We start from the raw sequence: 12580 nt of genomic DNA, 5'->3' as shown, positions 1-12580 counted from the left end.
TGTTCTCGGGGAAGCTGACATCGTTGTCCGCCTTGATCGTCCGGAGGTTCAGTTCTCGTCGGCCGTGCCGAACACCTCGCGGATCGCCTCCAGGTAGGCGAGTCCGCGGTCGCGGTCGGGCAGCAGCGCCGCCCCCTCGGTCCACTCGTTCCACGCGTTCACCGTGACCAGCGGCTGGTCGACCGGGTGCTCGTCGAGGAACTCCTTGGCGCGGTGCAGGCCCCACCGGAAGTCGTCCGGCGTGCCGTCCCAGACCGGCACCCACGGGTAGGTGCCGTTGCTGAACTCCGCGGTCTTCGACGTCCGGGGCGAGGAGTCCCAGCCGACGGAGACGTTCGGGTAGACCGGCACGTCCAGTGCCTTCGCCGACTTCTCGTAGTCCTCGAACGCGTCACGGCCGACGGAGAGCCAGTCACCGCGCGGGAAGTCCGACCGCGCCGAGTCGGTGTGGTGGATCCACACGTACGACGACGCGGAGAGGAACCCGAGGCGTTCGACCAGGTCGAACGGGTCCGGCAGCAGCGTCGCGGCGGGCAGCACGCCGAACCCCCACAGCACGGCGTCGACGTGCAGCCCAGGGTGACCTGCCGCGATCGTCTTCGCCCGGAAGCTGTCGAGCGCTTCGACGGTCGCCTCCAGCGAGCCGAGCCCGGACACCAGCCGGCCGACCTCGTAGAGCGAGAACCACGGCTTCCCGTCCACCTTCAGGTAGTTCGGCCGCGCGAAGTAGTGCTCGATCACGTGGTCCGTCATCCGCTCGAACTGCTCGCGGTTCAGTTCGCCGCGCTTGAGCGTCGGCTGCGAGTCGCGTTCCGCGGCGGGGAAGATGTTCGTCAGCTCGTGGTTGGCCCACATGATCGCGAACTCGACGTCGGTGTTGCGCTCGCTGCCCAGGAAGCCCTCGTCGAGCGCCCGCTGGAGGAACGGGCCGTCGTCGTACCAGTAGTAGTCGAAGATGAACCCGTTCACGCCGTGCTGGGTCGCCAGCGGGATCTGGACGTCGAACGTCGCCGGGTCGGCGTCGTCCTGGTACCCCAGCGCGGGCACCCTGGGCTGGCGGTGACCGGGGAAGCGCGGGGTGGCGTGCCGGAGCAGTTCCCACTCGTCCCAGTCGGGGCCGAACCACTCGGCGTTGCGGGAGTCCTTGTGCCAGCTGGGGAAGTAGTACGCGAGGATCTTGGGTCGGGAGGTCACGCGCCGGCGGTCCTTTCCTGCACGGCGTCGTCCCCGGCGCCGTAGACGATGAGCTTGACGAGTTCGTCGATCGAGGTGTCCTCCTTGCGGCGGATCGCCGCCGCCCGGCCGAGTCGCATGACCAGGAACCGGTCGGCGACGGGCCAGATCTGCTGGAGGTTGTGACTGATGACGAGCACGCTGGTACCGGAATCGCGCAGCTGTGCGGCGATCTCCATGACCTTGGCGGACTCGGTGACCCCGAGCGCCGCCGTGGGCTCGTCCATGATCACGACGTTCGCGCCCTGCACGAGCGCACGGGCGATGGCGACGACCTGCCGCTGCCCGCCCGAGAGCATGCCGACGTTCACCTTCACCGACGGCAGCTTGAGCGAGAACCTGTCCACCGCGGCCCGTGCCTCGGCGTAGATCCGCTTGCGGTCGACGAACAGTCCCTTGGTGAACTCCTTGCCCAGGAACAGGTTCGACGCCACGTCGCGCGTGTCGACGAGCGCGAGGTCCTGGTACACAGTGGCGATGCCCGCCTTCGTGGCGTCCGCGGGCTTGCGGAACTCCACCGGTTCGCCCGCGATCTCGAGGCCGCCGCTGTCCACGTCGTACACCCCGGACAGCGTCTTGATGAGCGTCGACTTGCCGGCGCCGTTGTCCCCGACGATCGCGAGCACCTCGCCGGGGTAGGCGTCGAACGTCACGTCGTTGAGAGCGGTGACGTGCCCGAACGTCTTGGAGATGTTCCGTGCGGACAGCGCGGGGGTGGTCATCGGGCCGCCTTCCTCAGCGAAACGGACGCCAGCACGACCGCGAGCACGAAGATCACGCCACGCGCGAGGTACTGGTAGTAGGGCTCGACCTGCATGAGCACGAGTCCGTTGAGCAGGACGCCGACCAGCAGCACGCCGACCAGCGCGCGTTCGAACTTGCCGACCCCGCCGCTGATCCCGAAGCCCGCCAGCAGCACGGCCGCGAGCACCTGGAACGCCAGTGCGTCACCGGAACCCGGGAACGCGCTGCCGCCCTGCCCCGTGCTGATGAGCCCGCCCAGCGCCGCCAACCCTCCACTGAGGACGAACAGGCCGAGGCAGATGCGGTTGACGTTGATGCCCGCCCGCAGCGCCGCGCTGGGGTTCGCGCCGACGGCGTAGACGTGCCAGCCGAGCCGCATGCGGTTGAAGACGACCCAGCCGACGGCGAACACGACCGCGAGGACGATCACCGGTATCGGAATGCCGAGCGGGCGCGCGTTGATGATCGAGCCCAGTGTCCCGTCGGTGAGCGGGATCGGCTGGCCCTCGGCGAGGATCAGGCCGATCCCGGTGATCAGCATCGACATCGCGAGCGTCGCGATAAGCGAGTTGATCGACACCAGGATGACCAGCAGTCCGCTGAGCATCCCGGTGACCATGCCGACCGCGATCGAGACGAGCGCGGCGACGAACCACGGCAGGCCGGCTTGTTCCTGCAGCACCGCGAACACGACACCGCTCAGGCCGACGGTCGCGCCGATGGAGATGTCGACCTGACCGGCGATCAGCGCCGCGGTGAAGCCGGCGGCGAGGATGCCGGTGACCGCGATCGCCATGGCGATGTTGAGCAGGTTGCGCGTGCTGAGGAAGTACGGCGATGCGATCGAGAAGTAGACGACCAGGCTGACGAGCGCGGCGTACAGGCCGTAGTCGAGCATCAGGTTGAGCAGCCGTCGCTTGCGCATCGCGCGGTCGATGGCCTCCGAGGTGTGCGGCGCGGGTGGTGCCTGCGTCGCGGTGGTGACACTCATGAGAGGTTCCCTTGGCGCGTTAGTCGTTGGGGTACAACATGTTGACGTTGTCGTACGTGAGGAACCGCTCGACCTGGTAGGCCTCGAACGGCTTGCCCTGCTGCAGTGCGATCGCCGCCTCGACCCAGTTCCAGCCCTGTGCGTACGGGTTGAAGTCGACCGCGCCCACGAAGGTGTCCCGCATCGCGCGGTCGCGCAGCGCCGCCCGGCCGGACGGGTCGCCACCGAGGCTCACGACCAGGCCGTCCTTCAGCCGCCCTGCCTTGTTGAGCGCGTTGAGGGCACCGACCGCGCCGCCGTCGCCGTAGCCCAGCGCGACGACCTTCGAGTTCGGGTGCGCGGTGAGGAAATCGGTGATGGCCGCCTCCTCGGCCGCGGCCGAACCGTCGGCAGGGGAGAGGTACTGCAGCTTGTCGTCCTTCAGCCCGAGCTCCTGCTTCACGACCTCGCCACCCTTGCGGACGCGGGCGTCGCACGGCGGGCAGTTCGCGACACTGGCGCCGAGGTAGACGACGTCCGCGCCGGCCCAGTCGCCGGCGACGCGCTCCTTGGCCTTCTTGACCAGGGCCTCCGCACCGATTCGGCCCACGTCGACGTTGTTCACGCCGAACCAGTCGAACTTGTCGGCGGCGGGTTCCTGGTCGATGAGCAGCGGCTTCATGTTGTTCTTGCGCACGGCTTCGAGGAGGCCGGGGGTTCCCGCGCCGGCGCCCGTGCCGACGATCGTCGGGTTGCGCACGGCGATCGTCTCGAACGCGCTGGCGCTCTTCGGGTAGTCGAGTGCCAGATCGGTCTCGACGAGCGTGACGCCGCCGTAGAACTCGGCGGCTGCCTTCATCCCGTTCTTCCACTCGACGAAGGTCGGAATGGACAGTCCCGGGTTGAGGAAGGCGAACGTGTACCCGTCGCGCTTCTTCGGCACGGCGAACAGCGGTGAGGTGACCCGGTCGTTCGTGGCCTTGCGGACCTCGTCGACGGAGAAGGTCCCCTCGCCCTTGTCGACTGCCGCTGGGCCGGTCGCGGAACTGCACGCGCCGGTGGCGAGTGCGGCGACGGCCAGCAACGCGCCGATGGCGGTACGTGCGTTGTGGCGGATGGACATTGGCGGTACTCCGATGCGTCGATGGGTCGGATGTACGTGGAGCGGAAGCGGGCGGTGAACCGGTTCACCGAATGCGCGGATGTTAGGCAGGCCACAGCGGCGCGGTCAAGCGCCCAGGCGTGAAAGATCTGCGGGAGGAGCGCTCGGATCAGGCGCGTGAGGCAGGTGCGGCGGACGACTCGCGCACGGTGAGCACGGGGGTGAACCACTCGTGCACCGGCTGTGAGTCCGTTGTGGAGAAAGCGATCTCGGCGGCCCTGCGGCCGAGGTCGTACTGCGGCTGGTGGACTGTCGTGAGTGGAATGGGTGCGGCGACCGCGCCGTCGATGTCGTCGTAGCCGATGATGGTCAGGTCCTGCGGCACCCGCACGCCCTGGCGGATCGCCTCCGACTCCATGGCCAGCGCCAGCAGGTCGTTCGCGCAGACCACCGCCGTCGGGCGGGGGGACAGCGCGAGCACCTGGGCGGCACCAGCGGACCGGAGCGCGGGGGTGGCGCCGATCGCGTCGACCCTGCGCAGCGAGGACACCTTGATCCGGCGCCGCTTGAGGCTGTCGCGGCAGCCCTCGACGCGTGCTCTTATCTGCGGCTGGGCGGCGGGCCCGCCGAGGTAGACGATGTCGCGGTGGCCCAGGTCCAGCGCGTGGTCCATGGCCAACGCCCCGCCGAGCCGGTCGTCGATCGACACGCTGGAGAAAGCCTCGTCCTCGCTCACGCCGCTCAGCGTCACGACCTGGACGCCGGACTTGCGCAACGTGCGCAGCAGTTCGTCCGACGTGCCCGACGGCACGGCGATCGCCGCGCGCACCCGCATCTCGGTGAGCGCCTTCGCGTAGTGCTGCTCACGGGCGCGGTCGCCCTGCGTGTTGCACGAGACCACGACGTGACCGGTCTGGATCGCGACGTCCTCGATACCGCGCGCCACCTCGGTGAAGAACGGGTTCGCGCTGTCCGGGACGATGAACGCGACGACATGGCTGCGGGCGCCGCGCATGACCCGCACCGCGGAGTTCGGCACGAACCCGAGTTCGGCGATCGCGGCCTCGATGCGCCTGCGGGTCGGCTCGGCGATCGGCTTGTTGTCGTTGAGGTAGTTGGAGATCGTGCCCAGCGAGACGCCCGCCCTGCTCGCGACGTCGCGAATGGTGGCGGCGGAAGTCATCTGGTCTTCTCTCGACGTGAGCGGGGCTCTGTGACCTCGGAAGTGTAACCGGCTGCGCGACTGCGTTCGTTCCGCGTTGGATCTTCACGAGAACTCGGGGCTTATCAAGCGGCCGTTCGTGTGCTTACACTCTCCGGGCTTCAGGTGAACCGGTTCACCGTCCCTCCTCGACGATGAGAGAGAGCGCGATGTCGTTACCGATCCCTGTTCGAAGCCCGCGTGCCCGGACGGCGCTGGTGGCCGCCGGAGCCCTGGCGTTCTCGGTGCTGGCCGCCGTTCCCGCCGCGGCGGCTGTCACCACGTTCAACAACTCTTCTGCAGCGGTGACCTACTCGTCCGGCTGGCTGCAGTCCAGCGGTTCGCCCGGCTACGCCTTCGGCGACGCGCACTACACGAACGTCGCCGGCGCCACCGCCTCGTTCCGGTTCTCGGGCACGTCCGTCGTGCTGACGGGCGGTCGCAACGCCGACCACGGTCGCGCCGACGTGAAGATCTGCGACGCCAACGGTGCGAGCTGCGGCGGCACGACCATGATCGACACCTACTCGGCCACCGTGCAGACCCGTCAGGTCCTGTTCTCGGCCGCCGGGTTGGCGTCCGGCACGCACACCCTCGTCGTCACCGTGCGGTCCGACACCTCGGGCTCCGGCCGCTACACCGACATCGACTTCTTCACGGTCGACGACGGGCAGTCGTCCGTGGCCGGCACCCGATACGTGGACAACGCTCCTGGCAGCAACTGCACCAACGCGGGCCCTGGCACGTCGCAGGCACAGCCGTGGTGCGACTTCGGCCCGGTGCAGAACCGCGCACTCGCTCCCGGCGCCCAGCTCCTGCTGGCGCGCGGCCGTGTCTGGAGCGGCCCGCTCGTCCTGACCGGGTCCGGCACGAGCGGGAACTGGATCACGCTCGGGTCGTACGGCACCGGCAACAACCCGGTGATCCAGGGCGCGAACCAGGCCTCGGACCGCACGGTCGTGGTGCAGAACCCGGACTACTGGCGCATCCGCGACCTCGAACTGCGCAACGCGGGCATGGGCCTCGTCGTGCAGTACACGACGGCAGGCCACCACGGCCTCGACATCCGCAACCTCTGGGCGCACGACCTCGACGGCATCATGCACGCCAAGCCGAGGCAGGCGGACTTCCCGGACCTGCAGAACTCGGCGGCCATCACGGTCGCGTCCAGCGGCGCTCCGCTCCAGGCACCGGGCCAGAGCGTGCTGACGGGCCTGACGGTCCGCGACAACCACGTGGCCAACGCCGCCGGTGTCTACCTGATGTCCGACCCGATGGTGAACGGACTGCCCGACTCCGCCCCGTCCACGCATCGCGACGTCGACATCACCCACAACAACTTCTCCCGCAGCAAGACCCCGATCCTCGCGGTCGAGGCGGCCCTCGACCCGGTGATCGCGAACAACTGGATCGACTGCGGCGGTCACGTCTACGAACCGCAGGGCACCACCTGCTTCTTCGTCTCCAAAGTGGACGGTTCGGTCATCCAGAACAACGTCGTGATGAACATGAACGACACCGACTCCCACGACCAGTCCGGCATCGACTTCGAGTACAAGGTCCGCGACTCGCTGGTGCGCGGCAACTTCTTCAAGGACAACGCGGGCGCGGGCGTCGAGTTCCTCCAGCTCGGTCGCGCCGGCGACTACAGCACCGGTGGCGTCGTGGAAGGCAACACGTTCTACAACAACGGTGGCGGCGGCACCGAAGGGCAGACGGGTCACATCGCGGTGCACGCGCCCAACGCGACAGGACCCCAGATCGCGATCCGCCACAACGACCACCAGGTGAGCCCGACGGGATTCATCAGTGACGTCAACGAGAACCCGAACCTGACCAACGTCACCCAGACCGGCAACGCCGCGGTCAGCTCGATGTACCCGGCGGCCTGGCACTTCGGTGCGACGCAGGGCAACCACGGCTGGCGCTGGCAGAGCTACAGCGGTTCGGGCAGTTGGACCGACCTGCCCGGCTACAGCGCCCAGCCGTCGCGGTGGACCGGCACCGGCGGCGCGTCCGTCGACGCGTTCACCCTCACCCCGGGTGTCGGCTCGGGTCAGTGGGTCGCACGGACCTGGGTCGCGCCGCAGTCCGGCACCGTCCGCATCAACGGGCAGGCTGCGAAGGACGATGGCTCCGCGACGGCGGGACAGGTGCTGATCGAGCGGAACAGCTCGATCATCTGGCCGTCGAGCGGTGGCCCCTACGCGACGATCGCCGCGGGGGACCGCAAGGGCGTCAATTCTCGGGTCACCACCACGGTGAACGCCGGTGACGTGATCCGGTTCGTCGTGCACGCGAACGGCGCCGCGGGTGGCGCGGTGAGTTGGACGCCGAGCATCAGCTACGTCTGATCGGGCACCTCGCCTCCTCGAAGCGAAAGGGCCGTCGAACGCCTGTCGACGTTCGACGGCCCCTCGACCGTGCGGCTACCTGTACTTGGCCGCTGCCGGCTTCAGCTGTTGCACGGGCAGGCCTTCGTGGATCACCTTCATGGCGTTGAACCAGGTCGGTGCGGCGCCCTGGCCACCGAAGATGCCGTTGCGGCTGCCCGGGCAGAGGCGGATCGGGTCGCCGCAGATCACCTGGGGGTTGTTGCCGTCGGCGTAGGTCATGGCGGCGCCGGCGTACTGCGGGGTCGCGGCCAGGAAGGCGACGGACTTGTGCTCCTCGGTGGTGCCGGTCTTGCCGATGACGGGGCGGTTCCAGCGCGCGGCCGAGGCCGCGCCGGAGGCGGTACCACCGGCCGCGGTGTCCTTCGACATGCCCTGGGCGAGGGAGTCGGCGAGGGCGGGCTCCACGGCCTGCTCGCAGGGGGCTTCCTTGAGCGGGATGGGCTTGCCGTGGCGGTCGAGGACCTGTTCGACCGGGGTGGGCGGGCACCAGGTGCCGCTGGAGACGATGGTGGCGGCCACGTTGGCGAGTTCGAGGACGCTGGTGGCGCCGGGGCCGAGGGTGTAGGAGCCCGCGTTGTTCTGCTTGGTCCAGTCGCCCTGCGAGGGGCCGTTCGACTTGTCCGCCTTGAGGGGCTCACCGGAGCGGTTGGAGCCCTGGAGGGTGCTGCGCATGCCGAGGCGGTAGGCCATGTCCACGACGTTGTTCAGGCCCGCCTTCTCCTGCAGCATGACGAAGCCGGTGTTCGGTGACTGCGCCAGGGCGTCCGTCAGCGTCATCTTCTCGCCGTACGTGCCCGCGTTCTCCACCTTCCAGGGCGCGCCGCCGTTGGGGTAGACCTTGGAGTGGTGGACCTTCGGGACGTCCATGGACTTGTCGATGCCGATGACCTTGCGCTCCAGCGCCGCGGCCGCGGTGAAGATCTTGTTCACCGAGCCGGGGCCGAAGGGCAGGACCTCGGCGGGCACGGGGCGGGCGACCTGGCCGAGTTCGGCGTTGTTCCCGTAGTCGCGGGAGGCGGCCAGCGCGCGCACGCGGTGCTTGTCGCTGCCCGGCTGCACGACGGAGATGACGTTGGAGACGCCGTCCTGGGTCTTGCTGACCTGCTGCTCGGCGGCGTCCTTCGCGGCCTTGGTGGCCTTCGGGTCCATCGTCGTCTTGATGGTGAGGCCGCCGCGCTGCAGCTGCTTGTTGGTGATGCCCGCTTCGCGCAGGTAGTCGAGCAGGTAGGAGCAGAAGAAGCCGTAGATCGGGCCGTCACCGGCGCCGACGCAGCCCTTCGGCAGGATCTTCAAGTCCTCGACGACACCCATCGGCGACGCTTTGTACTCGTCGGCCTTCTTCCTGGCCTCGTTCTCGTCCGCGCCGAACGCGCCGTTCTCCCGCATCTTGTCGATGACGAGGTTGCGGCGCTCCAACGCCTTCTCCGGCGAGGCACCGGGGTTCAGCGACGACGGCCGGTTCGCGATCGCGGCGAGCAACGCGGCCTGCGGCACGGTCAGCTTGTCCGCGGTCGTGTTGAAGTACGCCTTCGCCGCCGCGCCCACCCCGTACGTCTGGTTGCCCAGCGGCACGATGTTCAGGTAGCCGGTGAGGATCTCGTCCTTGCTCATCTGCTGCTCGAGCTGCAACGCGACGCGCGCCTCGCGCATCTTGCGGCCGATCGTGGCCTCGGTGGCCTTCTCCCAGGCCTCCTGCTCGTTGTCGGCACCGAGCACGAACGCCATGTAGTTCTTCACGTACTGCTGGGTCAGCGTCGACGCGCCCTGCGTCGCCCCACCGTCCACACCGGCCTTCGCCGCCGCACGCGCGATGCCCTGCCAGTCCACACCCCGGTGCTCGTAGAACCGCTTGTCCTCAATGGCCAGGATCGCACCCTTCATGGTGTCCGCGATGCCCTTGGACTCCAACGGAATGCGGTACTGGTCGTACAGGTAGGCGATCGGAGCGCCGTCCATGTCCTGAATGGTGGTGACGAGCGGCAGCTCGCCCTTCGCGAGATCACCCGACGTCTGATCGACCGTGTCGGCCGCGCGGTTGGACGCGAGCCCGAGACCTCCGACGAACGGGAACACCATCGCGGCGAGGAGCACACCCGCCGTCAGGCACAACCCCAGCAACTTGACCAAAGCTGACGCGCGTGCGGCGAACAACCCGCACCCCCTTCCGACCAAAACCCCAGAAACTCCCTTTCAGGTACAAATCGCGCCGGAGGCCGATCAGGTTGCATCCGTTGCCCGACTGTTTCGACTTTCGGCAATGCCTGCGCAGGAACTGGAGCATGCGCGTGAGCTGATCGATCACGGCAGGGAAGTGGTGTACGCCGTGGCCCTCGCCGGGGTAGATCACGCACTCGCTCAGCGCGCCGGCACGGCGTCGACCATCGCGTTGTTGATCAGAGTGCCCGATCCGCAGCTACCCGCCGCTCCTCTGCGGATCGTGCGTCGTGACGGACCACCCGAAACGGCTGCTGCGGCTGTGATCTCATGCGTCACTCCAGGTCAGCGCTCGTGGAGAGAATCATGCTCGCAGCGCTGGGGCCTCAGGTCCCGCGACGTGTGAAGGCGATCGGCGCGACTTCCCGCAGCATGTGTTGCGCCTGAAAGGGGTCTGATCGCTCTGGGGTCCGCTGGGAGATGAGCGCCGCGATGCCGACTCCGCGGTGCTCTGCTCCTGAAAGGACTCGACAGGCCGCCCGGGACGAGAAGCCCGGAGTCGTGGCGATCGAACGCACGCCACCTCTGCGGCGCGACAGGTCGAGATCATGACCGGACGACTTCCGAGCGCGTGCTCCACGAGTCCCCGCGACCTCACCAAGATCCGCGGGTGCCTCGGAGCCGCGCTGACCAGCCGGCTTCACGGCACGACGAGCACCGGCCAGTGCCCAGCCCGAATCAACCGGGTCGCCACCGACCCGGCGAACCGGTGCCCGGCCTGCTGCGAAGCCCCGACCACCACCATGTCGGCCTGACACTGATCGGCCGACTCCCGCAACACCGTGTACGGGTCCCCGAACGCCTTGACGAACGTCACCGGCACGTCCAACTCGTCGGCGAACACCCGAACCTGCTCCACCAACTCCGCGTACAACGTCGCCGCGGCCTCGTGCTCGAACACCGAGGCAACCGCCGGACTGAGCGCGGCCAACGACGAATGGCAAGCCACGAACGTGACCACCAACCGAGCCCCCTGCCGCCGGGCGAACCCGAACGCCGACGCGGCTGCCCGCATCGCGGTGTCCGAGCCGTCCAGCCCGACCAGGACGGTGCGGGCGGACGGCAGGGGAGCGGGACCGAACTGATCCACGGTGGACTCGAAGGCGTTGAAGGCGCCGGCGCTCATGGTTCCCCCTCAAGAAATTCAGCGAGCGACCGCTGAGTCTGCTTCCTTCTTCTCGAGATCGATCGTGGTCCGCAACGTGATCGGCTTGAGCAGCAGCGCCGCGATGATCCCGACGACCCCGACCGCGGCCGAGATCAGGAAGATGTGCGCCGTGGCGTCGCCGTAGACGGTGTGCACCACGGTCTGCACCTGAGGCGGCAGCGCGGACAAGTTCAACGCGCTCGTGTTCCCGGTCGACTGCCCGGCCGGCACGTGCAACGCGGCCGACAGATCAGCGGTCACCCGGTTGGCCAGCACCGCACCCAGCACCGACACGCCGATCGTGCCGCCCAGCGAACGGAAGAACGTCACGGTCGCCGAAGCAGCGCCGAGCTCGCTCAACGGCACGCTGTTCTGCACGGCCAGCACGAGGTTCTGCATGGTCATACCGACACCGATGCCCACCACGGCCATGGCAATACCGACGATCCACAACGCGGTGGCGTGGTCGACGAACCCAAGTCCGAGGAACCCGAGCACCAAGATGATGGTGCCCGCGACGATGTAGGGCTTGATCCGACCGGTCCGGCTGATCAACCGCCCGGAAACCGTGGACGACACCAGCACACCCGCCATCAGCGGGATCGTCAGAAGCCCGGCCTCGGTGGGCGAGTACCCGCGCCCGATCTGGAAGTACTGCCCGAGGAACACCGCGCCACCGAACATGGCCATGCCCACGGACAGCGAAGCGATGATCGCCAGCGCCGGGGTGCGCTGAACGACGATGTGCAGCGGCACAACAGGTTCGGCGACCCGCGTCTCCACCGCGATGGCAGCACCCAACAGCACCAGACCGGCCGCGACCATGGTCCCGCTCTGCCACGAGACCCAGTCGAACGAGTTGCCGACGAACGACACCCAGATCAGCAGCACGCTCACCCCGGCGGCGATCAGAGCGGCGCCCAGGTAGTCGATCTTCACGTTCTCCCGGCGCACGGTCTCGAGCTTCAAAGTCGCCTGGAGCACCACGAACGCCAGCGCGGCGATCGGCACGGCCACCCAGAAGCACCAGCGCCAGCCGAGCCACGACACGTCGACGATGAGGCCGCCGAGCAGCGGGCCGCCGACCGTCGCGACGGCCATGACCGCGCCGAGGTAGCCGTTGTACCGGCCGCGCTCACGGGGCGGGATGATCGCGGCGATCACGACCTGCACCAACGCCTGGAGGCCGCCGACGCCGAGGCCCTGGAACGCGCGGGCGGCGATGAGCTGGCCGGTGTCCTGGGCGAAGCCGGCGAGCAGCGAGCCGATCACGAAGATCACGATCGCGGCCTGGACCAGCGTTTTCTTGTTGAACAGGTCGGCCAGCTTGCCCCAGATCGGGGTGGTGGCCGTCGCCGTGAGCAGGGTGGCGGTGACCACCCACGTGTACTGGGTCTGCGTGCCGTTCAGCGAGCCGATGATCCGCGGCAGCGCGGTGGACACCACCGTGGAGCTGACCATGGCCACGAACAGCGCGAGCAGCAGTCCGGACAGCGACTCCAGCACCTGCCGGTGCCCCATCGCCTGAGTCTCGATCTTCACATCCGCCCCTTCGTCGCCTCTAATTCTTGCG

The 12580-nt window shown here is 68.4% G+C and carries 9 protein-coding genes; 1 reads left to right on the top strand and 8 read right to left on the bottom strand.

From position 1 onward, the window contains the following. Positions 1 to 48: 48 nt before the first annotated feature. From JNUCC0626_RS14450 to JNUCC0626_RS14430, 5 genes are all read right to left on the bottom strand, one after another. Positions 49 to 1194 (bottom strand): glycoside hydrolase family 99-like domain-containing protein, encoded by a 1146-nt coding sequence (locus JNUCC0626_RS14450; RefSeq protein ID WP_394620250.1) that lies wholly within the window; start codon positions 1192 to 1194, stop codon positions 49 to 51. Next, positions 1191 to 1955 (bottom strand): ATP-binding cassette domain-containing protein, encoded by a 765-nt coding sequence (locus JNUCC0626_RS14445; RefSeq protein WP_394620249.1) that lies wholly within the window; start codon positions 1953 to 1955, stop codon positions 1191 to 1193. The genes JNUCC0626_RS14450 and JNUCC0626_RS14445 overlap by 4 nt, the downstream gene beginning before the upstream one ends. Then, the gene (locus JNUCC0626_RS14440) at positions 1952 to 2968 is read right to left on the bottom strand and encodes an ABC transporter permease (protein WP_394620248.1); all 1017 of its coding nucleotides are present in this window, start codon (positions 2966 to 2968) and stop codon (positions 1952 to 1954) included. Before JNUCC0626_RS14440 ends, JNUCC0626_RS14445 begins: the two co-directional genes overlap by 4 nt. A gap of 19 nt (positions 2969 to 2987) precedes the next feature. After that, positions 2988 to 4070 carry a sugar ABC transporter substrate-binding protein gene (locus JNUCC0626_RS14435; RefSeq protein ID WP_394620247.1) on the bottom strand — a complete coding sequence of 361 codons (1083 nt, stop codon included), beginning with the start codon at positions 4068 to 4070 and terminating at the stop codon, positions 2988 to 2990. Between the two features lie 148 nt (positions 4071 to 4218). Further along, positions 4219 to 5232 carry a LacI family DNA-binding transcriptional regulator gene (locus JNUCC0626_RS14430; protein WP_394620246.1) on the bottom strand — a complete coding sequence of 338 codons (1014 nt, stop codon included), beginning with the start codon at positions 5230 to 5232 and terminating at the stop codon, positions 4219 to 4221. Positions 5233 to 5420: 188 nt separating this feature from the next. Between JNUCC0626_RS14430 and JNUCC0626_RS14425 the strand changes: the two genes are divergently transcribed. After that, positions 5421 to 7604, top strand: a complete 2184-nt coding sequence (locus JNUCC0626_RS14425; protein ID WP_394620245.1) for a right-handed parallel beta-helix repeat-containing protein — start codon at positions 5421 to 5423, stop codon at positions 7602 to 7604. 75 nt (positions 7605 to 7679) lie between these two features. On the opposite strand, the gene JNUCC0626_RS14420 is transcribed toward JNUCC0626_RS14425, so the two are convergent. From JNUCC0626_RS14420 to JNUCC0626_RS14410, 3 genes are all read right to left on the bottom strand, one after another. Further along, positions 7680 to 9797 carry a transglycosylase domain-containing protein gene (locus tag JNUCC0626_RS14420; RefSeq protein WP_394620244.1) on the bottom strand — a complete coding sequence of 706 codons (2118 nt, stop codon included), beginning with the start codon at positions 9795 to 9797 and terminating at the stop codon, positions 7680 to 7682. A 703-nt stretch (positions 9798 to 10500) separates the two neighbouring features. Beyond that, positions 10501 to 10986 carry a universal stress protein gene (locus JNUCC0626_RS14415; protein WP_394620243.1) on the bottom strand — a complete coding sequence of 162 codons (486 nt, stop codon included), beginning with the start codon at positions 10984 to 10986 and terminating at the stop codon, positions 10501 to 10503. Positions 10987 to 11004: 18 nt separating this feature from the next. Continuing rightward, positions 11005 to 12528, bottom strand: coding sequence for an MDR family MFS transporter (locus JNUCC0626_RS14410; protein WP_394622036.1), 1524 nt, complete (start codon positions 12526 to 12528; stop codon positions 11005 to 11007). Between the last annotated feature and the right edge of the window lie 52 nt (positions 12529 to 12580).

Origin of the sequence: Lentzea sp. JNUCC 0626 (genome assembly GCF_043632865.1) — a bacterium.
Taxonomy (GTDB): Bacteria; Actinomycetota; Actinomycetes; order Mycobacteriales; family Pseudonocardiaceae; genus Lentzea.
This window is presented reverse-complemented; position numbering and strand designations above follow the sequence as displayed.